Origin of the sequence: Methanoculleus sp. MH98A (assembly GCF_000691865.1) — an archaeon.
Classification (GTDB): domain Archaea; phylum Halobacteriota; class Methanomicrobia; order Methanomicrobiales; family Methanoculleaceae; genus Methanoculleus.
Window position 1 is genome coordinate 1 of sequence record NZ_JMIO01000035.1, and the last position, 22,773, is coordinate 22,773.

At 63.0% G+C, this 22,773-nt stretch carries 25 protein-coding genes and 1 pseudogene; 13 read left to right on the forward strand and 13 right to left on the reverse strand.

Annotated elements, in window-relative coordinates:
- On the forward strand, positions 1-180 hold a 180-nt coding region (locus EI28_RS13430; protein ID WP_155937268.1), incomplete at its 5' end, for a PGF-CTERM sorting domain-containing protein.
- Positions 181-304: 124 nt separating this feature from the next.
- On the opposite strand, the gene EI28_RS06090 is transcribed toward EI28_RS13430, so the two are convergent.
- Together EI28_RS06090 and EI28_RS06095 are read right to left on the reverse strand one after the other, a co-directional pair.
- Positions 305-577: a type II toxin-antitoxin system RelE/ParE family toxin gene (locus EI28_RS06090; RefSeq protein WP_048113532.1), complete on the reverse strand. Its 273-nt coding sequence runs from the start codon at positions 575-577 to the stop codon at positions 305-307.
- Positions 577-804 (reverse strand): hypothetical protein, encoded by a 228-nt coding sequence (locus EI28_RS06095; RefSeq protein WP_048113534.1) that lies wholly within the window; start codon positions 802-804, stop codon positions 577-579. Before EI28_RS06095 ends, EI28_RS06090 begins: the two co-directional genes overlap by 1 nt.
- A 450-nt stretch (positions 805-1,254) precedes the next feature.
- Here EI28_RS06095 and EI28_RS06100 point away from each other — a divergent pair, with 450 nt between their 5' ends.
- Both EI28_RS06100 and EI28_RS06105 read left to right on the forward strand, forming a co-directional pair.
- On the forward strand, positions 1,255-1,464 hold the full coding sequence (locus tag EI28_RS06100; RefSeq protein ID WP_048113536.1) for a molybdopterin-binding protein: 210 nt from the start codon (positions 1,255-1,257) through the stop codon (positions 1,462-1,464).
- A 90-nt stretch (positions 1,465-1,554) separates the two neighbouring features.
- Entirely contained in the window at positions 1,555-2,094 is a 540-nt protein-coding gene (locus tag EI28_RS06105) for a hypothetical protein (RefSeq protein WP_048113538.1), read from the forward strand.
- 392 nt (positions 2,095-2,486) lie between these two features.
- Here the strand turns inward: EI28_RS06105 and EI28_RS06110 are convergent, their stop codons facing one another.
- Positions 2,487-2,903 carry an SET domain-containing protein gene (locus EI28_RS06110; protein ID WP_052379684.1) on the reverse strand — a complete coding sequence of 139 codons (417 nt, stop codon included), beginning with the start codon at positions 2,901-2,903 and terminating at the stop codon, positions 2,487-2,489.
- A 212-nt stretch (positions 2,904-3,115) separates the two neighbouring features.
- On the opposite strand from EI28_RS06110, the gene EI28_RS06115 reads away from it, so the two are divergent.
- On the forward strand, positions 3,116-4,027 hold the full coding sequence (locus EI28_RS06115) for an ABC transporter ATP-binding protein (protein WP_048113539.1): 912 nt from the start codon (positions 3,116-3,118) through the stop codon (positions 4,025-4,027).
- Positions 4,028-4,031: 4 nt separating this feature from the next.
- The gene (locus EI28_RS06120) at positions 4,032-4,802 is read left to right on the forward strand and encodes an ABC transporter permease (RefSeq protein WP_048113541.1); all 771 of its coding nucleotides are present in this window, start codon (positions 4,032-4,034) and stop codon (positions 4,800-4,802) included.
- 23 nt (positions 4,803-4,825) lie between these two features.
- On the opposite strand, the gene EI28_RS15285 is transcribed toward EI28_RS06120, so the two are convergent.
- Entirely contained in the window at positions 4,826-5,002 is a 177-nt protein-coding gene (locus EI28_RS15285) for a CxxC-x17-CxxC domain-containing protein (RefSeq protein ID WP_082223097.1), read from the reverse strand.
- 43 nt (positions 5,003-5,045) lie between these two features.
- The gene (locus tag EI28_RS15290) at positions 5,046-5,222 is read right to left on the reverse strand and encodes a CxxC-x17-CxxC domain-containing protein (protein ID WP_074370500.1); all 177 of its coding nucleotides are present in this window, start codon (positions 5,220-5,222) and stop codon (positions 5,046-5,048) included.
- A 305-nt stretch (positions 5,223-5,527) separates the two neighbouring features.
- Here EI28_RS15290 and EI28_RS06125 point away from each other — a divergent pair, with 305 nt between their 5' ends.
- The 5 genes from EI28_RS06125 (at position 5,528) to EI28_RS06145 (ending at position 11,401) form a co-directional block, all read left to right on the forward strand.
- Complete coding sequence (locus EI28_RS06125) at positions 5,528-7,519, forward strand: methyltransferase domain-containing protein (RefSeq protein ID WP_048113543.1); 1,992 nt, start codon at positions 5,528-5,530, stop codon at positions 7,517-7,519.
- A 152-nt stretch (positions 7,520-7,671) separates the two neighbouring features.
- Positions 7,672-8,109 carry a hypothetical protein gene (locus EI28_RS06130; RefSeq protein WP_048113544.1) on the forward strand — a complete coding sequence of 146 codons (438 nt, stop codon included), beginning with the start codon at positions 7,672-7,674 and terminating at the stop codon, positions 8,107-8,109.
- A gap of 47 nt (positions 8,110-8,156) precedes the next feature.
- Entirely contained in the window at positions 8,157-9,068 is a 912-nt protein-coding gene (nifB, locus tag EI28_RS06135) for a nitrogenase cofactor biosynthesis protein NifB (RefSeq protein ID WP_048113546.1), read from the forward strand.
- Between the two features lie 530 nt (positions 9,069-9,598).
- The gene (nifB, locus tag EI28_RS06140; protein WP_048113548.1) at positions 9,599-10,510 is read left to right on the forward strand and encodes a nitrogenase cofactor biosynthesis protein NifB; all 912 of its coding nucleotides are present in this window, start codon (positions 9,599-9,601) and stop codon (positions 10,508-10,510) included.
- 33 nt (positions 10,511-10,543) lie between these two features.
- Positions 10,544-11,401: a DNA-3-methyladenine glycosylase gene (locus EI28_RS06145; RefSeq protein ID WP_048113549.1), complete on the forward strand. Its 858-nt coding sequence runs from the start codon at positions 10,544-10,546 to the stop codon at positions 11,399-11,401.
- A gap of 3 nt (positions 11,402-11,404) precedes the next feature.
- Here the strand turns inward: EI28_RS06145 and EI28_RS06150 are convergent, their stop codons facing one another.
- Together EI28_RS06150 and EI28_RS06155 are read right to left on the reverse strand one after the other, a co-directional pair.
- Entirely contained in the window at positions 11,405-11,851 is a 447-nt protein-coding gene (locus tag EI28_RS06150) for a hypothetical protein (RefSeq protein WP_155937270.1), read from the reverse strand.
- A gap of 136 nt (positions 11,852-11,987) precedes the next feature.
- Positions 11,988-12,269: a hypothetical protein gene (locus tag EI28_RS06155; RefSeq protein ID WP_048113553.1), complete on the reverse strand. Its 282-nt coding sequence runs from the start codon at positions 12,267-12,269 to the stop codon at positions 11,988-11,990.
- 236 nt (positions 12,270-12,505) lie between these two features.
- Between EI28_RS06155 and EI28_RS13445 the strand changes: the two genes are divergently transcribed.
- Entirely contained in the window at positions 12,506-12,847 is a 342-nt protein-coding gene (locus tag EI28_RS13445) for a hypothetical protein (RefSeq protein ID WP_155937272.1), read from the forward strand.
- 55 nt (positions 12,848-12,902) lie between these two features.
- On the opposite strand, the gene EI28_RS06160 is transcribed toward EI28_RS13445, so the two are convergent.
- A complete protein-coding gene (locus EI28_RS06160) occupies positions 12,903-14,129 on the reverse strand; it encodes an adenosylhomocysteinase (protein WP_048113555.1) in 1,227 nt (408 codons plus the stop codon).
- A gap of 470 nt (positions 14,130-14,599) precedes the next feature.
- On the opposite strand from EI28_RS06160, the gene hisF reads away from it, so the two are divergent.
- Entirely contained in the window at positions 14,600-15,406 is an 807-nt protein-coding gene (hisF, locus tag EI28_RS06165) for an imidazole glycerol phosphate synthase subunit HisF (protein WP_048113556.1), read from the forward strand.
- On the opposite strand, the gene pheT is transcribed toward hisF, so the two are convergent.
- From pheT to endA, 4 genes are read right to left on the reverse strand one after another with little or no spacing between them, the layout of a single operon-like run.
- Positions 15,363-17,003: a phenylalanine--tRNA ligase subunit beta gene (pheT, locus tag EI28_RS06170; protein WP_048113558.1), complete on the reverse strand. Its 1,641-nt coding sequence runs from the start codon at positions 17,001-17,003 to the stop codon at positions 15,363-15,365. The genes hisF and pheT overlap by 44 nt on opposite strands.
- Before the next feature lie 2 nt (positions 17,004-17,005).
- On the reverse strand, positions 17,006-18,466 hold the full coding sequence (locus EI28_RS06175; protein ID WP_048113560.1) for a phenylalanine--tRNA ligase subunit alpha: 1,461 nt from the start codon (positions 18,464-18,466) through the stop codon (positions 17,006-17,008).
- 2 nt (positions 18,467-18,468) lie between these two features.
- Positions 18,469-19,725, reverse strand: coding sequence for a tryptophan--tRNA ligase (locus tag EI28_RS06180; protein ID WP_048113562.1), 1,257 nt, complete (start codon positions 19,723-19,725; stop codon positions 18,469-18,471).
- A 10-nt stretch (positions 19,726-19,735) separates the two neighbouring features.
- The gene (gene endA / locus EI28_RS06185) at positions 19,736-20,746 is read right to left on the reverse strand and encodes a tRNA-intron lyase (RefSeq protein ID WP_048113564.1); all 1,011 of its coding nucleotides are present in this window, start codon (positions 20,744-20,746) and stop codon (positions 19,736-19,738) included.
- Positions 20,747-20,841: 95 nt separating this feature from the next.
- Between endA and EI28_RS06190 the strand changes: the two genes are divergently transcribed.
- Complete coding sequence (locus EI28_RS06190) at positions 20,842-22,053, forward strand: hypothetical protein (RefSeq protein WP_048113565.1); 1,212 nt, start codon at positions 20,842-20,844, stop codon at positions 22,051-22,053.
- Positions 22,054-22,080: 27 nt separating this feature from the next.
- Here EI28_RS06190 and EI28_RS14395 read toward each other — a convergent pair.
- Positions 22,081-22,773: pseudogene (locus EI28_RS14395) on the reverse strand (PKD domain-containing protein); the annotation flags it as partial.

Consider the following 22,773-nt stretch of genomic DNA (forward strand, 5'->3'; position numbering starts at 1 on the left):
AATGCGAATGTAGTGGATGGGAATAAAGCAGAGTGGCATTTGACCGGATCAGAAGTGTTTACAACAGAGATCTACGCTAAAAGTGAAGTGCCGGTGTTTGCGTTACCCGGATTTGGCGCACTGATTGCACTTATCGGACTGAGTTGTGCAACCTTATTGTTAATACGAAAGAGAGTATGAAGAAATAATGGCTTTATAGAACCATTATCTGTTTTTAGAGCCGTATGCGATTGATTTTGACTTTCGAGACAATCGAATTAACAAGACTCAACTAACAAGACCCGTGAACATCTCGCGACGCAGATCAATATTTCCGATAGCTATTGCTCCGATCTCCAATCTCAATCACGGTGATGACCATCACATTGTCCTCGATCACAAGAATAATCCGGTACTGTCCTACACGAAGAGAGTATAGCGGACTGTTCTGGTTTCCCTTCAGTTTCTTAACGTGAAATCGGGGATACGGCTCATCTGCCAGAGCATAGAGTTCTTCCTTAATCCGTCCGGCATCAGGGTCCGGGATGTTATTGAGAATCCGCTCGGCAACCGGCATCAGGATGAGCCGCCAGATCATCAGAGGCCCCGTTCCTGAACATACTCTTCAAAGGGGCGACCCCGGCCGGCCCGCATGTCCGCGACGCTTTCTTCGATCCGCTGCAATGTCTCTTCGGAAAGCGGCTCCGGATCGATTAATGCGTCCATAATGCGGTTGAGCGTCTCGTCATAACTCTCCCGGGGATGTGTTTTCAAGGTATCCAGGCGGGACTTGGTCTCCGGCTGGAGCTGGATCGTGGTCGCCATAGCCAACTATGGGCAACTATAAGATATAATGATTCTGTCGGCGCCACATACTGAACGATGTGCAGGCACACTGACCCGGGGCAGGCAAACCCACTTTTTTGCGCCCAGGAGAACCGCATCACAACTCCGGAGTCTCGCACGAAGGCGCGAAGAACGCGAAATCCAGAGAGTTGCTGGCAGTCCCCTTCGCGTCTTCGCGTGCAGCAACGTCGATGAAGATAGCGGGTGCTATGCCTCAGGGGGAGGCATTCAACAGGGCTTTTTTTAGCACTCGTGCAGGAGGGGAACACAGCAGGCAGCGGCGCTCTCCCCCATCCCGGATCCCGTAGCGACAGACGGCATCGCCGGCACTCCCGCGCAAGCGGGAGGAATGCGCACGGATGCATGGGAGGGAATTCAGGTGTCGAAACCTATATCGCTCAGTGTGCCAGACCACCGCCGCGGTGCATCATGAAGGTAAGTGCAAGAAACCAGCTACCGGGAAAAGTAGCGAAGATTGAGCAAGGGATGATCCTCGTGGAGATCACCATCGCACTGGACGGCGGCGGCGAGCTCACCTCGATCATCACCAAAAAGGCCATGGAGAATCTCGAGATTGCCGTCGGCAAGAAGATCTACGCCGTAGTCAAGTCGACCGAGATCATGGTCGCTATCGACTGAGGAACACTCACCCTTTTTATCCCGGGCAGGGCGGCAACGCATAAATAGGCCGGCAACCGTTCTGCCGGCATACCCCCCGCGGGAGCAACCATGGCACGAGAATACCCTCCCCTGCTGACCGCAGTCATCATCTGCGTCCTGATGACCATGCTCGCCGGCGCCTACGCCCTCCTCGCGAACGAGGGCGCACCCCCTCCGGGACCGCCCCCGGCCGGAACGCCGGGAACCCCGGTCGCGACGGGCGCCCCGGTGCAGGTTACGTCCCGCACCTTCTCGATCAGCGTCACCCCGTCATCCGCCACCGCCCGGCCCGGCGATACCATCAGGTTCACGCTCACGGTGCACCCCGAAGGCGGATTCTCCGCACCCGTCAAGATCAGGGTTGCCGCTACGGCGCTCGGTGGCGTGTACCGCGACAACCACGACCTCGGCACGGTCTCCGCACCCTACCCGCCGCTCACCTACGAGGTCGCAGCCCCCGACCTCCCCGCCCTTCGTCTCCACCGCGACCGTGGATGCCGTGGTTACGGCGACCGGCGGAGGCACCGTGCAGACCGAGCAGGTGCAGCTGGTCATCCGGCGCTAGACCTACACCAGAATGCGCCGGATACCGGCCGGCATGACTCGTGAAGGCATCTCATGGAATATTCAGGTCATATCACGGTTTTCGTGCTCCCACAACCCGGGCGCTTTGCTAAAACCTCCCTAAATTACACTCGAATCTTTCAAAAATGTTCAAATTAAAGGGGATTTTTGAGGAGCCCGCAGGGCCGGCAGGGCGGTTACAGGGGTCGGCAGGCATTACGGGCGATCGAGAGAATCTCTACGATCTGGAGAGATTATGGCAAACCCCTTGATTTCCACTGGAGATTTCGGCAGACCGGTCTGAACGGCCCGGAAAGGGTGGGCCGGCCCCCCGGCACCCGGTTCGCGATACCGGTAAACGCCGTTGCCTCCGGGATTCAATCGGAACGAAAAGAGCCCGGAAAAGGAAATCACCGCGATCCCGGACCTAAAAACACTCACTTCACCGCATCGAACCAGACGGGGTCGGGGCAGTCCGGCAGCCCGCCGTAGTTGATGGTGATCTCCTCGCCCCTCGGGATCGGGCGATGGGCGGAGATGCGGATCTCGCCCCGGAGAAGATCGCAGACGTGATCCGCGTTCGCGTGGCAGGAGTGGTTGTAGAGCGACCCGTAGCCCAGCGCCACGGCGGCGAGCTCCCCCCACGCAAAGTAGTAGTCGAAGAGGTGCGTCTTATCGAGAAGTTCCTGCTCGTCCGCTCCCCCGAGCACGATCACCGGGCAGGTCTCGATCAACTCGCCGGGTATAAGATCCCTGCGGGCGAAGACGCCCCGCCCGCGGCATCCCGACGAACCGACGTATACGGCATCCGAAGGAGAGAAAAACCCCTCTTTCTCCACAGAAATGTCGATCATGGTTTCGCTGCGACTCCACACGTGCGGATAGAGCGATTTACTCTGCCGGGTAAAAAGGCTGCGGTGGCTCCGTCCCGGTAGACCGGAATCCGGGCCCGGACCACCGGGAAATGCGGCATGCACCCCGGACCCGAATCCCCTGCGCGGAGGAGGGGTGAGCGAAAGGATGTTGTATTCTCACGACCCCACTGACTCATCAGGAGGAAGAAACGATCGGGGACGTCATCGTAGCGCACGATCTGGAGAAGCGGTTCGGGGATCTCGTCGCGGTCGACCGTATCGCCTTCCGGGTCAGGGAAGGGGAGGTCTTCGGGTTTCTCGGCCCGAACGGAGCGGGGAAGACGACGACCATGAAGATGATCCAGTGCATCTCCCCGAAATCCGGCGGGACACTGGAGGTCTTCGGCATGGACGTCGATACCCGCCAGCGCCGGATCAAGAGCCGTCTCGGGGTGGTGCCGCAGGAGAACAACCTCGACCCGGATTTCTCGGCCTACCGGAACCTGCTGGTCTACGCCCGCTACTTCGGCATCCCGAAACGAACGGCGGAGCGGCGGGCAACAGAACTCCTCGCGTTCATGCACCTCGACGAGAAACGGGACGTCCTGATCGACAAACTCTCGGGCGGGATGAAACGGCGGCTGATCATCGCCCGGGCGCTCGTCAACGAACCGGAACTGCTCATCCTCGACGAGCCCACCATCGGGCTCGACCCGCAGGCGCGGCACCTGATCTGGGAGAAACTCCGGAGCCTCCGGGCGGAAGGAAACACCCTCGTCCTCACCACGCATTACCTGGACGAAGCGGAACACCTCTGCGACCGGCTGGTGATCATGGATCACGGCAGGATCCTCGTCGAGGGCACCCCGGCGGACCTCATCCGCGAGCATGCCGGGAGCGATGTCGTCGAGGTCGAGCGGACACAGAAGGTGGTCGCCCGCCTGGAGGAACTCAGGCTGAACTACGACCTTGCCGGCGACGTCCTCCAGGTATTCACGGATCGCCCGAACGACGTTGCACAAGAACTGCTCGAGGTCTGCCGGCACGAGGCGGCGGTGACGGTCCGGCCGGCAACCCTCGAAGACGTCTTTCTGCGGCTGACCGGGCGGAGCCTGCGGGAGTGAGCGAATGCTGATCGACGTTACCGGCAGGGTGCAGAGCGTCTGGCGGAGGAACTGGGACGCCTTCCTCAGGACCTACCGGGTAAACTTCATCCCGCCCTTCATCGAGCCGGTCCTCTACCTCCTGGCGCTGGGGTTCGGTCTCGGGACCTACATCGAGGCGGTCGACGGGATCCCCTACCCCGTTTTCATCGCACCGGCCCTCGTCTCGATATCGGTGATGTACTCGGCCTTCTTCGAGTGCACCTACTCGTCGTTCGTCCGGATGTACTACCAGAAGACGTTTGACGCCATCATCGCGACCCCGGTCGGCATCGACGAGGTGATCGCGGGGGAGATGATCTGGGGCGCCACCCGGGGGATGATCTACGCAACGCTGATGCTCCCCGTGCTCCTCCTCTTTAACGTCGTCGCCATGCCGTCGTCCCTGCTCCTTATCCCCTTCGCGTTCCTCGCCGGCCTTCTCTTTGCAGGCATCGCAATGTGCTTCACGGCGATCACCCCGAGCATCGACGCGCTGAACTACCCCTCGTTCCTCTTCATCACCCCGATGTTCCTCTTCTCGGGGACGTTCTTCCCGCTGGACCTGCTCCCGGAACCAATCCAGTACTTCGCCCTTGCCGCCCTCCCGCTCACGCACGTCGTCGGCTTCAACCGGGCAATCACGCTCTCGGCGTTTTCGGCGGTAAACCTCCTCAACCTCGCCTGGATCGCGGTAGCGACCGTGATCTTCTTCGTGCTCGCCATCAGGCTGATGAGAAGGCGGCTCGTCGTGTGACGGGGGCCGGCTCAAAAAAAGGGTTAGAATCGGGGTTTTCTGTGCTTCGGGAGGCAGTCGCGGCAGTAGACCGGCCGACCCTCCGTAGGCTTGAAAGGAACTTCGCACTCTTTGCCGCAGTCAGCGCAGACTGCCTTGTGGAACTCGCGGGGACGGTCGTCATAAGAACGGGGGCCCCTGCGGGGATATCTCTCTTCCATTGGAATTTCACTCACTTCGGGAAACAGTATTCTTACTGGCTACTCAAAACCGGGGTTTCCTGTGCTTCGGGAGGCAATCGAGGCAGTAGACCGGCCGACCCTCCGTAGGCTTGAAAGGAACTTCGCACTCTTTGCCGCAGTCGGAACAGACCGCCTTGTGGAACTCGCGGGGACGGTCGTCATAAGAACGGGGGCCCCTGCGGGGGTATCTCTCTTCCATATACTTCAACCATGCAGATAATCTGCACATACACAACTACCTGCCTGCATATATAGGTGCTTCTTGAGGATCCGGCACGGCATGATCCGTCCTGCGCCGGCCGGTGCGTGGCCGGGATGCACGGGAAACAAAATCCTTCTCTAATGTGTCCGTTTCCCCCTGAAGGGAGGTACGTGACGCAATGCTTTTATCGATACTATCCTATCGAAAGATCATCCAGCTATGCACAGGATAACCGTTCTCTTTTGCAACCCGGCAGAAAACCGGTTCTATTCCGGAAACGAAGCCGGGAGGAGTGGGCCGGCATGATCGACGAGGTCCACACCGACGAGCCTCCCGATAGCAGACGCAAGGGAAAACACCGGGACAGGAAGACAATCGGTCCGGTCCCGAACCTTGAAGAGCACGTAAAACCCGACTGGTGGAGGGGTATCTTCAATCGCCTTTACCTGAAGACCGACGGCGACGTCGTCGACGATCCCCGGATCACCGGGAGAGAGATCGACCGGATCGCCCGGATCCTGCACCTCCAGCCCCACGAAAAGGTCCTCGACCTCTGCTGCGGCCAGGGCAGGCACACCCTCGAACTCTCGCGCAGGGGCTACAACGCCGAAGGCCTCGACCAGTCGCACTACCTGATCCAGCGTGCCCGGTCGACCGCGAAGAAAGAGGGGCTCCCCGTCAGGTTCAGGGAGGGGGACGCCCGGCGGCTCCCGTACCGCACCGACACCTGCGACGTCGTCCTCGTCCTCGGGAACAGTTTCGGCTACTTCGACTCCGTCGAGGAAGACCTGCGGATCCTCACCGAAGTCCGGCGCATCCTCAAACCCTGGGGGCGGGTGCTCCTGGACGTCGCCGACGGCGAGTACCTGCGCGAGCACTTCCAGCCGAGGTCGTGGGAGTGGATCGACGATGCCATGTTCGTCTGCCGCGAGAGGTCGCTCTCGTTCGACGGCCAGCGCCTGATATCCCGTGAGGTGATCACCGACGTCGAAAAGGGCGTCGTGGCCGACCAGTTTTATGCCGAGCACCTCTACACCCCCGAGGCGCTCCGGCGGCTCCTTGAGAAGGCGGGGTTCTCCGGCATCGCCTTCCACGAGATCGCAACCGAATCGCAGCGCAACCAGGACCTCGGCATGATGGAGCGCCGTCACATCGTCACCGCGCACGTCAGGAAGGAATGGTCGGCGACGAAGGTGAGGGGGCAGGAGAGGGCAAAACACGTCGCGGTGATACTCGGCGATCCGGCCAGGCCCGACGCCCTGAAACCCTCCTGCGCTTTCGACGACGACGACTTCTACACCATCGACCAAATGAAGGCGGCGCTGCGGGAACTCTCCGGCTACCGGTTCACCTACCTCTTCAAACACGAGACGCTGATCCAGGATCTCCTGCGACTGAAGGGGAAGGTGGACTACGTCTTCAACCTCTGCGACGAGGGGTTTAACAACGACCCGAGGAAAGAACTCCATGTCCCGGCGCTTCTCGAGATCTACGGTATCCCCTACACGGGAGCCGGGCCGCAGTCGCTCGCGTTCTGCTACGACAAATCGCTCGTGCGCGGGATTGCGAAAGAGATGGGGATCCCGGTGCCGGACGCCTGTTTCATCACCCCCGGCGACCGCACCTACGATGCCGGGATGAAGTTCCCGGCGATCGTCAAGCCGAACGCGGGCGACTCCTCCTACGGCATCACGCAAGAGAGCATCGCCCACACCATCGAAGAGCTCTCCGACATCATCAGCACGCTCCGGACGACACTCGGGTACGACCGCTCGCTCCTCGTCGAGGAGTTTCTCACCGGAAAGGACATCAGCGTCGGCATCATCGGCAACCCCCCCGGATACAGCATGGTGCTGCCTGTCATCGAGGAGGATTACTCCGCGCTGCCCCCGGAACTCCCCCGGATCTGCGGCTACGAAGCGAAGTGGCTCCCGGACTCGCCGTACTGGAAGATCACGTCAAAGCCGGCGGATCTCCCCGAAGAGACCGAGAAGGTGATCGTGCGGTGCTGTCTCGCCCTCTTCGAGCGCCTGGAGTGCCGCGACTACTGCCGGTTCGACTGGCGCCTGGACGAGCACGGCAACCCGAAACTCCTCGAGGTCAACCCGAACCCCGGCTGGTGCTGGGACGGCCACCTCGCAAAGATGGCGAAGTACGCGGGCCTATCGTATGCCGAGATGCTCAGGCGGATCCTCAAAGCCGCGGAGGAGCGATTCGGCATGGAGCCGGAGAGGGATATGCGGGAGACCGGCAAGGAACCTCTTCCGTTCGACTTCAGCCGGCAGACGGCCTGACCCGTCCACTTTTTTCGGCGAGCAGGAACGGCCCGGATCCTCACGAATGCATTTATTCCAAAAGGGCTATTGTCTCCCGCAGATGGCGGTGCCGGAGAGAGATTCTGCCTTCGCGAGGTACGCCCGGGAGGCCGGAGACGCTCGCAAGAGACGTGGAGGACGAGATCGCACGCGAGGAGCAGCGGCAATCAGCCCTCCTCGCCTGCGACGGCCGGCTCCACGTCACCGGGCTCTTCATCCTCGCCGCGGTGCTCGTGAACCTTCTCTTCCTGCTCCTTCTCCCCCGGTACATGCTCTACTGGATCGCATCGAGTTTCATCCTTTACATGGTGAATCCCTTTATCCTGATGATCCCAACCGGGGGTCCGAAAACGGCCTTCCCGGACTGGACGGCGATTGTGGAGTTTCTCGGGTCGATCCGCGGTGCGGGGTGGATATTCAGTTTCTTTCCGGTCTACCTCGTCCAGCCCGACGTCGGCCTTATCCTTGACCGGAACCGCGATGCGCCGCGGTCCGTGCAGGAACCCGGCGGCGGGGTGCGCAAGGAATCGGCGGATAGAAGCATACGATATGAGAGTCCCATTAGGTAGCCGGTATCCATCAGTATATCGCATCTCTGACGCATAGATCGTATTATATGACCGACGAGTATCGGATCGTAGCAGTCCATGACAGTGAGGACCCTTACGATCCAGAGCGCTTACGGAAGATCAACGAGCACCCCTGCTACTCTGAAAAAGCGTACCACGTGTTCGGGCGGTGTCATCTCCCTGTTGCCCCGAAGTGCAACATCCAGTGCAACTATTGTATACGCGACTTTGACTGCGTGAACGAGAACAGACCGGGTGTGACGAGCCAGGTCCTCAACCCGGAAGAAGCGTTCAACCTGGCCAGGAGGGTCGTCAGGGACTACCCTTACGTGAAGGTGACCGCCGTCGCAGGGCCAGGCGACCCGCTTGCAAACCCCGAGACGTTCGAGACGTTGCGGCTGGTCCACGAGGAGTTCCCGGACCAGATCATGTGCATCAGCACGAACGGCCTCATGCTCCCGGAGTATATAGAGGAACTGGCGAAGTACGATGTCGGAAACATCACGGTCACGCTCAACGCCGTCGACCCGGCAATAGGCGAGAAGATCTACTCCTGGGTCGACTACAAAGGGAAGAGGTATCACGGGCGCGAGGCGGCTGAAATCCTCCTCTCCCAGCAGCTCCGGGGGATCGAGATGGCGGTTGCAAGGGATGTGTTCGTCAAAATCAACACCGTCTACATCCCCGGAATCAACGACGAGCACATTCCCGAGATCGCCAGGATAGGCGGTGAGATGGGGGTGTTCACCCACAACATCATCCCGGTCATCCCGCAGTACAAGTTCGCTGACATCACCCCCCCCACTCCAGAGGATAAACAGGAGATGCAGGACCGATGCGCTCCATATCTCAGGCAGATGCGCCACTGCGTACGCTGCCGGGCGGATGCCATCGGGAAGCTCGGCCAGGACGTGCAGTCCAGTATCTTCCAGCAGATGAGGGATGAGAAAAAAGAATAACCCGATCTTTTTTACCCGCCGGTGCACCTGGCCATGACGACGATCATGCTCCGGCCCGTTCGGCCTCGACCGGACGCTCTCCTGCGGGCAGGCATTCCGCTGAGAGAAGACAGAAGATAATCTCTCCGCTGTCCTTTCATCCATCGACCGCATCCCGCCGATCGGCGCCGCCATCCGTGGAGTGCCGGGTCTCGTATCTCTGTGCCACAAACACGAGCATCCCGGAGATGAAGCAACGGGCCGCGCTCATGGCGAAGCGTTACGGGAAACCGATAGCCGGAGGCATTCGCGGGGATCTCACGCGCGAACCCGTGGGACTGCAAACCCGGCTACCGAACGGAGCATATTCGCAAAGCCGCCGCGTTTGTAGTGGAGCATCGCGACGGGCAGAACGGGTAGTCACCCCTCAAATGAGCCCGGCGACCAGAGCATCATGGAATCGGCCGATCAGACCGCAGGTGATATAGGCGTTCCGCCACACCGCCGGTACCCATCAGTATATAATACCCTCCGGCACATAGATCAGTTATATGGCCGATGAGTATCGGACCGCGACGGTCCAGGGCAGGGAGGTTCCTTACGATCCGGAGCAGTTACGCAAGATCAGCGAGCACCCCTGCTACTCCGAGAAAGCATGCCACGCCTTCGGACGATGCCATCTCCCCGTCGCTCCAGATTGCAACATCCAGTGCAACTACTGCATACGCGACTTCGACTGCGTGAACGAGAGCCGGCCGGGTGTCACGAGCAAGGTTCTCACCCCGGAAGAGGGGCTCGACCTGGTCAGGAACGTCGTCAGGGATTATCCGTTCGTGAAGGTGATCGGCATCGCGGGGCCGGGTGAGCCGCTCGCAAACCCCGAGACGTTCGAGGCTCTGCGGCTGGTCCACGAGGAGTTTCCGCACCTGATCATGTGCATCAGCACGAACGGCCTCATGCTCCCGGAGTATATCGAAGAACTCGCGAAGTACGATGTCGGAAACATCACGGTCACGCTCAACGCCGTCGACCCTGCGATCGGGGAGAAGATCTATGCCTGGGTCGACTACAAAGGGAAGAGGTATCACGGGCGCGAGGCGGCAGAAATCATTCTCTCCCAGCAGTTGAAGGGGATCGAGATGGCGGTTGCAAAGAAGATCTTCGTCAAGATCAACACCGTCTACGTCCCGGGGATCAACGACGAGCACATCCCCGAGATTGCAAAGAAGGTCGGCGAGATGGGGGCGTTCACCTTCAACGTCATTCCGGTCATCCCGCAGTACAAGTTCGCTCATATCACCCCCCCGACACCGAAGGAGAAGCGGGAGATGCAGGACCGGTGCGCCCCGTTCATCAAGCAGATGCGCCACTGCGCGCGCTGCCGGGCGGACGCGATCGGGAAACTGGGCCAGGACGTTCAGTCCTGCGTCTACCAGCAGATGAAGGATGAGAAGAAAGAATAACCCGCTCTTTTTTACCCGGCGGTGCCGCCGGCCATGACGACGATCGAACTCCGGCCCGACCAGCCGTTCGACCTCGACCTGACGCTCGCCTGCGGGCAGGCCTTCCGCTGGGAGCAGGCGGACGGGTGGTGGCAGGGCGTCGCCGGCGGCCGGGCCGTCCGGATACGGCAGGATGCAAACCGGCTCACGTTTGAAGGGGCGGATGCGGGGTTCGTCCGCGACTACTTCCGGCTCGACCAGGATCTTCCGGAGATCCTCTCCTCGATCGACCGCGACCCGGCGATCGGCGCCGCGATCCGGGAGTGCCGCGGCCTCCGCCTTGTCAGGCAACCGCCGTGGGAGTGCCTGGTCTCCTACATCTGCGCCACGAACACGAATATCCCGGCGGTGAAGCGCCGGGCCGCGCTGATGGCGGAGCGCTACGGAAAGCCGGTAGACGGCCCCTCCGGCATGGCATACGCGTTCCCGGACCCGGAAGCGCTCGCGGAGGTTTCCCACGCAGATCTCCGGGACTGCAAACTCGGCTACCGGACGGATTATGTCTGCGAGGCCGCCGGATATGCGGCAGAGCACCCCGACTGGGCGGAGCGGGTGGCCGCCCTTCCCTTCGAGGAGGCGCGGCAGGCGCTGATGCGGTTTCGGGGTGTCGGGCCGAAAGCGGCGGACTGCGTATTGCTCTTTGCGTTCGGGTTCTTCGAGGCGTTTCCGGTCGATGTCTGGATACGCCGGATCGTGGGGGAGGCCTACCTCCCGGACCTGACAGGAAAGAACTGCACCCCGGCGGAGTACGAGCGGATCCGGCGATTTAGCCGGGACTACTTCGGGAAGTATGCAGGATACGCGCAGGAGTATCTCTACTGCGCGCGCGGCCCGGCGCGCCGGCCGCAGTGACGCTCACTCGTTCCGGTTACGGAACCGCTCCAGGATGAGAGAGATCGCCGCGAGCAGGATGAGGATGCCGAGGACGGCGAGACCGATGGTGACGAGGGCAATGGGCACTCCGCACACCGAGGTCACGGGCGAGGCGGTGGCGATGGCGACTTTGCCCGTTATCAGGGGCGGCACAAATTCTCCGTCGGCACCGGGAGGCCGGTGCCGGGGCATCGCCGTGTTGTAGAGATGCGCCCTCGTCTCCGGGGGCATGCTCTCCAGGAATTCGGGGCAGGCCCGCTCGTAGTATTCCCCCACGGATGCGTTCCGCTCAAGCATCCGCTCATAGATCTCCGCGTGCGACTCGTTGAACGAGTAATTAATGGGGATCTCCCCGCCCGCTACCGATCCCGGCAAAAGTGCGGCAACCGCGAGCAGTGCCAGGAGCAGCACGTATCCTTTCTTGTTCATGGCCATCCTCGTACGGGGGTGTTTTCTCGACAGCGCGGCACCATAACCCCGGATAACATTACGGCGGAGTCGCCATGCCCCGGGCTTCGGTAACGGGGTTCGGGCAATACGTGCGGATCGAGCGGGGACCGCCCGCTCAGGTACGCCGCCGCTTCACTTCGTCCAGGAGCTCGCGGCGGACTCCCTCGATACGCTCGTTCACCATCCGGGCAAGGGGTTCTTCCCCGGAAACATCGTAACGTGGAGTCTCCCGGCATCGCATCTCTTCGAGCGTCCTCGCCTTCGTCAGCTCCCCGATGACCGACTGGGCCATATTCGAGTACTCGCCGCTGTCGACCTTCGCCTTCAGCCACCGGTAGAGATGGCCCGGGAGCCGCACACCCACCTGCTTGCTTGAGACGTTATCGGGAGACTCCATCTTCCTATTCAGGTATCCCGGCAGGACAATTATATTATACCGTTTTTATTTTTCCAATCAGATACCTATAGATACCGATGGGTATCATTTAAGCAGTAGGAGCCCCTATAGGGGTGCATGAGACAGAGCAAGCCGACCGAGCGGTACCTGCCCGGCGATCGCAGGCGGACCCAAAAGATATGGGAGTGTGGCATCCCGTGGAGAGACAACCGCACCGTAACCAGGGGGACGGGTGTGTGCGCGGGTTGAACGTGGCTGAAAAGACGATGTGCCCGCCGTGCGACACCGGTGATGCCGGAGAGGACGGACCTGCCCCCTGCCCATTCTGCGGGTGCCGGGACCACGTCAAGGAGATCATGACCGCCAACCCGCGGGCCCATACCGTCCATCACTGCCTCAAATGCGGCCACTGGTTCGACGACCGGGGGCCGGCATGCCCCCGGTGCGGCTCCCCGGGGGAACTCCTGGGGAATGTCGACGCTCCCGGGTGCGGCATGTATGCCCAGTACCGCTGCTGCGAGTGCGGCCACGGGTTCATATTACGAATGAATTGTGACGGAGACGCCTGTCAGACCTGACGGCGTATCGGTCCCGGCCCTTCCGTTTTTCCCAGCGTATTAAAAAAAAGTGGATTTACGTCCCAATCGTCCAGCTGCTCATGTAGGTTTCCTGCTCGGGCGTCAGCCGGTCGATAGAGAGGCCGAGCGCGTCGAGTTTCAGCCGCGCCACAGCCTCGTCGAGGGCCGACGGGACGTCGTGCACGCCGGGAGCGAGTTCGCGACCGTGCTTCGCGATGAACTCGGCGGAGAGAGCCTGGACCGCGAAGCTCAGGTCCATGACCTCGACGGGGTGGCCCATGCCTTTCGGCGTCGCAAGGTTCACGAGCCTTCCTTCGGCAAGGACGTGGACGGCTTTGCCGTCGAGAACGTAGGTGTCGACGCCGTCCCGGTGGACGGTGGAGTCCGCGTGCGCCGCGAGCCAGTCGACGTCGATCTCAACGTTGAAGTGGCCGGCGTTCGCGAGGATCGCCCCGTCCTTCATCTTCGGGAAGTGCCGTTCGGTGAGGATGCTCGTGTTGCCGGTGGTGGTGACGAAGATATCGCCGAGGGGTGCCGCGTCGTCCATCGTCATGACCTCAAAGCCGTCCATGTGCGCCTGCAGCGCCCGCCGGGGGTCGACCTCGGTCACGATGACGCGGGCGCCGAGGCTCCGGGCCTTCTGGGCAAGCCCCCGGCCGCAGTAGCCGTAGCCGGCGACGACGAACCGCTTTCCGGCGATGAGGATGTTCGTCGTGATCATGATCGACGCAAGCGAACTCTCGCCGGTGCCGTGGACGTTGTCGAAGAAGTGCTTCATCGGGGTGTCGTTGACGGCGACGACCGGGAACCTGAGCGCCCCCTCCTGTGCCATCGCGCGGAGCCGGTGGATGCCGGTCGTGGTCTCCTCGCACCCGCCGATGATCGAGTCCAGCACCTCCCGCCGCTCGGTGTGGATGCGGTGGATCAGGTCCATCCCGTCGTCGACGGTGATCGCGGGGCGGGCGTCGAGCACCCGGTCGATGGCCGCGTAGTACTCCTCGACGCTGGCTCCCCGGCGGGCGTAGGAGTGAATCCCTTCCCGGGTATCGAGCGCCATCGCGACGTCGTCCTGGGTCGAGAGGGGGTTGCACCCCGTGATGTGCACCTCGGCACCGCCTGCTGCGAGCGTCTCGACCAGCACCGCGGTCTTCGCCTCGACGTGCAGGGCCATGCCGATAGTCATGCCGGAGAACGGCTTCTCCTCGACGAAACGCTTCCGAATGGACGAGAGTACCGGCATGTACTGCCGCGCCCACGCAATTTTTAGATCTCCAGACTCCATAAAAACCACCAGACCGGTTATCCCGCCCGGATACTCCTCCGGTTTGCCTGTAAAGGTATCTTCTGTGATTACTTAAACATGAGGTAAGCGGGAGGTCATGGGGGTTCACAGCCCGAAACAGGGGTTGTCAAACCCGAACTCGTGCTCACGCGTAACGGTGATGCCGCAACAATCTGAGGGTCTGAAACTATGGATACGGGAGTAATCCCGATACAGTGGACCGTGGGAGTATCGCATCAGGGGGTGGGGACAGGGGGGAGCATCCCCCCTCCCCTGCAACCCCTCCCCGAATGGCGATGTCTCCCGGAAAGCCGTATACTGGGCATGTGACCAGAAGTTGACAGCGCAACCGCACCCTTCAGATGACACCGCACTCTGCGGTCGGCCGCAGCTGCATACTTGCTCCCCTCACAGAAACAGGGGAACTCTCGAACCAAACCCTCATCACCTCCGCCTCAAAATCACTACACATGGTTCTGACCAAGCGGATCATCCCCTGCCTTGACCTCAAGGACGGGCGGGTGGTCAAGGGCACGCACTTCGTCGGCCTGCGCGACGCGGGCGATCCCGTGGAACTCGCCCAGCGCTACAACGAACAGGGCGCGGACGAGGTGGTCTTCCTCGACATCACCGCCACCAGGGAGGACCGGGGCACCATCATCGACGTCGTGCAGCGGGCGGCCGACCAGCTCTTTCTCCCGCTCACCGTCGGCGGCGGCATCCGGACGATCGAGGACATGAAACAGATCCTCCGGGCGGGCGCGGACAAGGTGAGCATCAACTCGAGCGCCGTCGCCGACCCGAACCTGATCTCGCAGGGCGCCGAACGATTCGGCACCCAGTGCATCGTCGTCGCCGTCGATGTCCGGCGCAACTACGAGACGGCACCGGGAAAAACACCGATAACCCTCGCCGACGGCCAGGAGTGCTGGTACGAGGTCGTGACCCACGGCGGGAGCCGGGGGACGGGGCTTGACGCCGTCGCCTGGGCGAGAGAGGCGGAGGAGCGCGGGGCGGGCGAGATCCTGCTCACCAGCATGGAGGCCGACGGGACGAAGGAGGGGTTCGACATCCCGATCACGAGAGCGGTCTCGGAGACGGTCGGCATCCCGGTGGTCGCGAGCGGCGGGGTGGGGACGCTCGAGCACTTCTACGACGGATTCACGGAAGGAAAGGCCGACGCCTGCCTCGCGGCAAGCGTCTTCCACTACGGCGAGTTCACCGTCCGCCAGGTCAAGGAGTACCTGGCAGGGCGGGGTATCCCGGTACGGCTCTGAGATCGAGCGCGAGCGCCGCGACCGGGTGCTCGAGGTCGAACGCCCCGAGAACGGCGGGGTGGATCTCCCCGAACACCCCGACTATTTTTCCGTCGACGACGATATCCCCGCGGCGGCCGTCCAGGAACGCCGGGTCGGCCGACTCACTGACCATATATGCGAGCGAGAGCTCGCGGCAGAGGACGTCCGCCGCCGCGTATGCCTCGGAGAAGTCGGCCGCCGGGTGGATGCTGACCGCCGCGACCTTCGGGTAGGTGACGCAGTCCTCGACCACGTCGCCCACCGCAAAGAGCCGCTGCGGGAGTTCGCGGTGCTTGTTCGCAAGAAGCATCTCCATCAGCAGGGGGAGGAGGTCGGTCCGGACCACCGTCTGCTCCTCGCTGATCGGGTGGAGCAGCCGCAGGGTTCCGGGCGCGGGCTCGCGCTGCATGTTTGCATACAGCACCCGCTCGTTTGTGAGGGTGAACGGGATCGCTTCGAGATACCCAAGACCGGTCATCACCGACCGGACCGCCCCCGCAATGGCACTGATCGGGTGCTCCTGGGCGACCGTGGAGGTCGCCGGGAGGGCGGCATCGAAGTTCTCGATGCCGTAGGCGATCGCCACGTCCTCGAAGATATCCCAGTCGTGGAGGATGTCCGAGCGGTAGCAGGGGACGAGGATCCGGACCCGTGAGTCGCCATCGGGCTCGGCGTCAAAGCGCATCCGGCGAAGGAGCCCCGCCATCTCCTGCGGCGTGAGGGAGAGGCCGAGGAGGCGGGAGCATTCCGCTACCGAGACGACCCTTTCTGCGGGGGCGAGCGTCGGCATCTCTTCTCCGTCGACGGTCACCGTCTCGACCGTCGCCCCGGCCTCGGCGAGCGCCGTGCAGATGATGTTGACCGCCGTCATCACCGCTCTCCTGTCGGTGCCGGTGCAGTCGAGCAGGATGTTCTTCGTCGCCGCCGTGACCCTCGTCAGCTCGCCGTTGATGATCGGCGGGAAGGAGAGCACCCGGTCGTCGGCATCGACGATCAGCGGGAACTTGGGGAAATCCTCCACCAGGCGAGCGTAGTCCCGGCCCTTCGGGTGGTCGGTGAGGATCTCCTCCATCGTCATCTCCCGCTCGAAGTCCAGCGGAACGAAGGAGCGGTTCCGGGACGAGGCGATGTAGCGGAAGGGAGGCTTGACCGTATCGAGGTCATGGACGCCGATCGCCACCTTGCCCCGTCCGCGCCCGACCGCCCAGTGGAGGGCCTCCTGGAGGGCCATCAGGCTCTCGATCGCCTCTTCGTCGAGGTTGACGTTCCGGATCACCGCCGAGCCGAGGAACGGCCGGATATCGGCAAGCCCCGGGTCGACCGAAAAGGTGATGCCGGAAGGGCGGACGGTGTAGGCCGGGAGGCCCTCCTCCAGCCCGAGGAACCCGCGCATCGCCCGGGCGACCCCCTCGGGCGAGTAGAGATCCGGCCGGTTCGGGAAGAACTCAACGTCCACGTGGTCTTCTTCGATCCGCTCGATGTCGGCCCCGAACATGGGGATGCGGTCGATGATCGTCTGCCGGTCGGTGCCGGCCAGCCGTTCCAGGTACCGGTAGGGTAACGTGATGATCGCCATTCTCACCGCCTCCCGCCGTAGACGGGCGTCTCCCGGATCCACTCGATGTCGCTCCGGTAAAGGTGCCGGAGATCGCGCAGCCCTAGGCGGAGCATCGCCACCCGGCTGATCCCGAGACCCCATGCGAGTACCGGGTGCTCGATCCCGAGGGGCTCGGTCACCTCCTGGCGGAAGATGCCCGACCCGCCGAGTTCCACCCAGCCGAGCCCGTCGACGTAGACCTCCGGCTCCACGGAGGGCTCGGTGTAGGGGAAGTAGCCGGGACGGAACCGGACTTTCTCAAAGCCCATCTTGGCGTAGAACTCCTTGAGGAACCCGAGGAGGTGACGCAAGTTGACGTCTTCGTCCATGACGATCCCCTCGAGCTGCTCGAATTCCGCGAGGTGAGTGGGGTCGATCGCCTCCCGCCGGTAGACCCGGCCGATGCAGAACGCCTTCACCGGGGGGTTGGGATGCTGTGTGAGGTGCTGGATCGAGAGGCCCGTCGTGTGGGTCCGGAGCACGCACTGCTCCGCCTTCTCGGCGCTCCAGGTGCCTCCCCACCCGGTCGAGGAGGTCTCGCCGCCGTGCTCGTGCATGTCGCGGACGCGCTCGTACCCCTTCGGGAGCGGCCGGCGCTCGCCGAGGAAGAAGGTGTCCTGCATCTCCCGTGCCGGGTGATCCTGCGGCTGGAAGAGGGCGTCGAAGTTCCAGAACGAACTCTGGACGATCCCGCCCGACATCTCCTCGAAGCCCATGTCGAAGAGGATGCGGCGCATCTCGTCGATGATGCGCTGGTAGGGGTGGGTCTTTCCCGGGTAGGCGCGCTTCGGGAGTTTCGTGACGTCGTAGCGCCGGAGGGGGAGAGACTTCCACTCGCCGGAGAGGATCTGCTCGCGGGTGAGCGTGCCCGCCTCTTCCCGCAGGTCGAGGCCCTGGCTGAGGAGTTCGCGGCCGCGGGCCGTGATCGAGACGGTGTAGGCGACCGTCTCCTCCTCCTCGACGAGCCCGCGCTTCGCGAGATCGGCGACACCCTCGCCGTCGGCGATCTCGCCGTCGGCGATCTCGCCGCTTTCGGCGAGCCGGGCAAACGCGGCTTCGTCGGGGCCCGGGGCGGTCTTGCCGGTCTTTGTCACGACCCCGCCCGTGATCGCGATCCAGCCCTTCTTGCGCATCCAGCCGATAGCGATCTTTGCGAGCGGGTGGCCCTGGAGGTCGCGCATCGGGATTGACTCCTCGAAACTCTCGAGCACCTGCCGCTCGGGGAGGCCTTTGCCCATGTAGGCCCGTCCCTCTTCTGTCGGGACGTACCGCCGGGCGACGTGTTTTTCCACGTCCACGAGCCCCCGATCACCGGCGAGGTTCGCGTACTGCACCACCGCTTCCCGGCGGGTATCCATCTTCTCCGCAAGGACGGCCGCATCGGCCGATCCCATCGTCCCCAGAACAACCAGAAGCCTCTTCTCGTTCAGCGTCAGTTCCACTATCACACCTCCTCTGCAAGGTGTTCGACCGCATCCATCTTATCCCGCAACTCCGAAAGGAACGCCTGCACGCGCTCCAGCGTCTCCTTCTTGCACTGCCCGCAGGTGAGTTCGCCGCTCTCGCACCGGCGGCGGAGATCGGCGAGTCCCACGTCGTCCTCGAGCATGTGGAAGAGATTCAGGAGATAGACCGAGCAGGCGTCCGGCTCGCCCCCGAGACGCCGTTGCTCCTCGAGCGTCATCCGTCCGCCGGTCTTCGCCGCCATGACCTTCTTCCTGACCGACTTGTCGGACTCGTAGAACCCGAACGAACTCTCGGGCACGCTGCTCGACATCTTCCCGCCCTGGAGCCCGGGCATGAAGATGTGGTAGGTCGATGAGGGGAGGTAGAACCCGAACCCGCCGTGTGCGATCTCGATCTCGCGGACGGCGTCCTCCACCCGCGCCTGCGGAAGGCCGGTGACGTCCACGTGGCCCGCGTACTTCTTCGAGCCGGGGAAGGCGCGGTGCACCGCCTCGAGAGCCTCCTCGGGGGCGTTCTTCGACCGGACGCTGATATGGTCGCCGCGATCCTCGACCGTGAACTGCCTGAGTTTGTAGGCCACGTCCCGGGTGAGCCGGATGTGCGGGTCCTGGTCGAGGCCGACCGGGACGATCGTCGGCGCAGGGCCGGCATCGAGCTGCGGGAAGAGGATGTCGGCGACCTGGGTGATGACGCTCACGGCGTGGGAGAGCGAAGTCTCCGGCCCGAACCCGTAGATCGCCGCGAGCTCCGAGAAGTTCACCTTCGTGGACGCCTCGAACGCGAGGTCTTTCAAGCGCTCGTTCTTGCTCTGGTAGTAGGTCTTACCCTCGAATCCGAGCGCGTAGAGGGCTTTGAGGTACTCCTTTCCGTACTCGCGGCACTTCTCCCACGAGATGCCGCGGACCGCGTGCGCCTCCCGGTCGGCGACGGCGACGTAGCCGTTCCCCCCCTGCCGGACGTGCCAGACGACCTCTTTCATGACCATCAGGTGCCCCAGATGCGGGAGTCCCGAGGGCATGAACCCGGTCAGCACGTGAAACGGGGTGCGGTTTTTGATGGCGTCGGCTACCAGGTCGTAGTCCCGGTGCCCGACGACGATGCCCCTGCGCATAAACGACGGTACCTCGGGAAGCCTTTGTGCGACCTCACTGACCGGCTCGATGCCGAACTCGGCGAACAGTCGATCTACATCAACGGTCTGGTTATTCGACCACGGGTTCACTTCTGAATGCATGTATTGACGCTCACAGTTTTATTCGGGCGAATTCGACGTATCTGATATCGGTGTTATATATGCAGGCAAACAACATCTTCTTTTTGACGCTGTGAGCAAGCCTGACCGAGCGGGAGACGCCGCTCATCGGCGTGGATGTCCCGGACGGAACGGCGTGGACGAGCATCTCGGAGTGGCTCTTCTTCCCGGAGTAGACGCGGAAGTGGTGGCCGAACTTGTAGCCCGTCCGGGGGATGTAGCCTTTCTCCCGCAGATCGGAGAAGACCCGCTCTTTTTCGCGGATCTCGACGTCTTTCTCCGACGCCGCATCGAGGAACTGCTCCGCGGTCATCGGTTTACCGTCCTGCACGATCGAGAGGCAGTCTCTGCGCATGAGATAGATCGACTCGACCGGCCGGAGGAGGAGGCGTTCGGTATCGAGCCTCTTGCCGTACCAGTCCTCCTCGAGCGGGGTTCCCGGCGGCAGGTGGGCGAGCGCGTAGGTCCCGAAGAGCGTGGCCTTTACCGGCGTCGCGCACCCCGCGGGCTCCCCGACCCCGGGAAGGTCCTGTACCCGCACCTCGTAGTAGGTCAGTTCGTCCTCGTCGTCGACGACCGCGAGGAGGTACTGCTTGCGCATATTGACCGCAGCGACCACGTCCTGGCTTAACCGGTCGAAGTCGACGATGTCGCGCTCGGAGAGGACCCGGATCAGGTACCGGGACTTCCCGGCGCCGGGCTTGTGGCCGCGGCGGAAGACGCGGAAATCCTGCGGGCCGGGCTGGATCACGTATCCCCGCTCGCGGATGTCGCGGTAGACGAGATACCTGCGGATGAAGTTCGGCTGGCCGGCAAAGAGGCCGAGCAGGGCGTCGAAACCGAAGTCTTTCACGTCGATCTTGTTTCGTTCCATGAGGTAGAGTGCCTCTTCGGGAGAGAGGCGGAGACCGGTCCCCTCGAGCCTGCCGTAGCCGCCCTGCTCGTAGAGCGCCCGCCCTTCACCGCCGAGGCGTACCCAGGTTCCGTCGAATATCGCCAACACGTGCTAGAGCTATTGGAAGTTCACGTTCATTAATGGATTGCCGGGGGCGAACCACTACGCTTTTTGCGTGCCGCACCGCACCAGTGATCAATTCCATGACGGAAAAAGTCAGAGATTTCTGGAAGCCGGGGACGATCCTCGCGGCACTGCTCATTGCGGTAGTGCTGCCGGCAGGGATCGTCTCCGCGAGCGAGACCTCACCGGAGGTCGCCTGGAACGTGACGTTCGCACCGGAGAACAACAACAAGTTCGACGCCGTTGCGCCGACCGCGGACGGCGGCTTCATCGCACTCGGCTCAACCCTTGCGGAGAAGTACGGGGGGAGCGAGAGCCTGCTGCTCGTGAAGACGGATGGTGAGGGGAACGAGGTATGGAATGCGAGCATCCCCGGAATGTCGCCGGCCTCCGTTGCGGAAACCTCCGACGGGGGCTACATCGCCGGAGGCTACAACGTCTCCACGGCAGGATCTGACCGGGATCTCACCTACCAGGGCACCTCGTTCCTGATCAGGACCGACGCCGCCGGGGAGGAGGAGTGGCGGCAGTCCCTGCCGGGAATGAAAGTCTCGTCCGTCGAGGAGACCGCGGACGGCGGCTACGCCGCCATCGGGTGGCTCTGGAACCCGCCCGGATCGGAGAACGAGACGGCGGCGGTCATCGTGAAGACCGACGGTGACGGCACGCCCGCCTGGAACCGGACGTTCTCCGGGCTCTCCGCGAACACAGGAATCGCGACCGCCGACGGAGGCTACGTCCTCGGCGGCACGACGTCGCCCTTCACCTACGATATCGGCGACGGCTTCCTCATCCGCCTCGACGCCGACGGGAACACGCTCTGGCATGAGAACTACCAGGTCCCGGTCATCTTCGACGTCGAGGAGACCGACGACGGACGGTTCGTCTACTCGGGCAACTACTGGTACGGCCTTGTCGAGGCAGAAGGGGAGGAGGTCTGGATCGAGAATATGGAGGGTCTCTCCGGATACGCCGTCGCCCTGCGACCCGAAGGCGGGTATGTGGTTGCGGGCACGGACGCAAGGAGCGGAGAGGGATTCGTCTTCGGAACGGATGCGGACGGGACGATCCGGTGGGACACGGCGCTCACCGCTACCGGGATCTACGGGGCCAGCAGCGCTCCCGATGGATACACCCTCGCGGGCATCCGGTTCCTCTCCCCCGACACCAGCGCCGCCTGGCTGGCCGGGATCACGGAGCCGGTGAACCCCGCCCCGACGGCGGCACCGGGCTTCGGTGCGGCGGCTGCCGGGGCGGCGCTCCTCCTCCTGCTCACGGGGAGGAGACGCTAACCCCCTCCACCGCTTTTTTGAACCTTTTCAGGGCTCTCCCTTCCTGAAGTAGAGGAGGGCCCCCACCCCCGCGATGACGAGGGCAAGCAGGCCCGGGATGAGATGCGTGTACGGGATGTCACGGGCCACGGGTTTCGTGCCGGTATCGGCGGCGACCGCCTGTGCCGCATCGTCTCCGGGTGCCGCGGCAAAGAGCGCGTAGGTGCTGAAGTAGGAGACAACGGCTGTGACGCTCCGGGTCTCCGGGAGGACGATGGTGGGAACCTCCTCCCAGGTGTTGGCCGACCGGTCGTATCGCTGCACCACGAGCCCGTCCTGCACGCTGCCGTTGTAGACGGCGTCCCACTGCTCCTCTGTGAAGTTGAACGAGAGGGTCGCCGGCGGGGAGAAGACCGCCCCCTCCGGCCCGGTGATCCAGGCGTACCCGGCAAACGCGTACGCGCCGGGCACCGCGGGCACGTCGGCCGCATCGAGCGCCGCAAGGGTCACCGCGCGAAGCGGATTGCCGGATGCATCGGCCGCCCTGGCACCCTCCGCAATAATGAGGGTCGCAATGCCGTCGGCCGAACGGATCCTGACGGCCTGGTCGACGAGGCCGGTCTCCCCGAGGTGCAGGCGGCCGGAGCCGGCTTCACGGGGAGTGGGCTTCGGTGTCGCGGTGGGGGTAGCCGTGGTGATAGACGTCGGCGTGCTCCAGCCGGGGTTGACCGGGGCGGAGCC

What these genes read in the sequence shown, in the direction of transcription:
- EI28_RS06090 (WP_048113532.1), bottom strand. Translation starts at nt 577, where the DNA reads ATGATCTGGCGGCTCATCCTGATGCCGGTTGCCGAGCGGATTCTCAAT.
- EI28_RS06095 (WP_048113534.1), bottom strand. Translation starts at nt 804, where the DNA reads ATGGCGACCACGATCCAGCTCCAGCCGGAGACCAAGTCCCGCCTGGAT.
- EI28_RS06100 (WP_048113536.1), top strand. Translation starts at nt 1,255, where the DNA reads ATGAAGGTAAGTGCAAGAAACCAGCTACCGGGAAAAGTAGCGAAGATT.
- EI28_RS06105 (WP_048113538.1), top strand. Translation starts at nt 1,555, where the DNA reads ATGGCACGAGAATACCCTCCCCTGCTGACCGCAGTCATCATCTGCGTC.
- EI28_RS06110 (WP_052379684.1), bottom strand. Translation starts at nt 2,903, where the DNA reads ATGATCGACATTTCTGTGGAGAAAGAGGGGTTTTTCTCTCCTTCGGAT.
- EI28_RS06120 (WP_048113541.1), top strand. Translation starts at nt 4,032, where the DNA reads ATGCTGATCGACGTTACCGGCAGGGTGCAGAGCGTCTGGCGGAGGAAC.
- EI28_RS15285 (WP_082223097.1), bottom strand. Translation starts at nt 5,002, where the DNA reads ATGGAAGAGAGATATCCCCGCAGGGGCCCCCGTTCTTATGACGACCGT.
- EI28_RS15290 (WP_074370500.1), bottom strand. Translation starts at nt 5,222, where the DNA reads ATGGAAGAGAGATACCCCCGCAGGGGCCCCCGTTCTTATGACGACCGT.
- EI28_RS06125 (WP_048113543.1), top strand. Translation starts at nt 5,528, where the DNA reads ATGATCGACGAGGTCCACACCGACGAGCCTCCCGATAGCAGACGCAAG.
- nifB (WP_048113546.1), top strand. Translation starts at nt 8,157, where the DNA reads ATGACCGACGAGTATCGGATCGTAGCAGTCCATGACAGTGAGGACCCT.
- nifB (WP_048113548.1), top strand. Translation starts at nt 9,599, where the DNA reads ATGGCCGATGAGTATCGGACCGCGACGGTCCAGGGCAGGGAGGTTCCT.
- EI28_RS06145 (WP_048113549.1), top strand. Translation starts at nt 10,544, where the DNA reads ATGACGACGATCGAACTCCGGCCCGACCAGCCGTTCGACCTCGACCTG.
- EI28_RS06150 (WP_155937270.1), bottom strand. Translation starts at nt 11,851, where the DNA reads ATGAACAAGAAAGGATACGTGCTGCTCCTGGCACTGCTCGCGGTTGCC.
- EI28_RS06155 (WP_048113553.1), bottom strand. Translation starts at nt 12,269, where the DNA reads ATGGAGTCTCCCGATAACGTCTCAAGCAAGCAGGTGGGTGTGCGGCTC.
- EI28_RS06160 (WP_048113555.1), bottom strand. Translation starts at nt 14,129, where the DNA reads ATGGAGTCTGGAGATCTAAAAATTGCGTGGGCGCGGCAGTACATGCCG.
- hisF (WP_048113556.1), top strand. Translation starts at nt 14,600, where the DNA reads ATGGTTCTGACCAAGCGGATCATCCCCTGCCTTGACCTCAAGGACGGG.
- pheT (WP_048113558.1), bottom strand. Translation starts at nt 17,003, where the DNA reads ATGGCGATCATCACGTTACCCTACCGGTACCTGGAACGGCTGGCCGGC.
- EI28_RS06180 (WP_048113562.1), bottom strand. Translation starts at nt 19,725, where the DNA reads ATGCATTCAGAAGTGAACCCGTGGTCGAATAACCAGACCGTTGATGTA.
- EI28_RS06190 (WP_048113565.1), top strand. Translation starts at nt 20,842, where the DNA reads ATGACGGAAAAAGTCAGAGATTTCTGGAAGCCGGGGACGATCCTCGCG.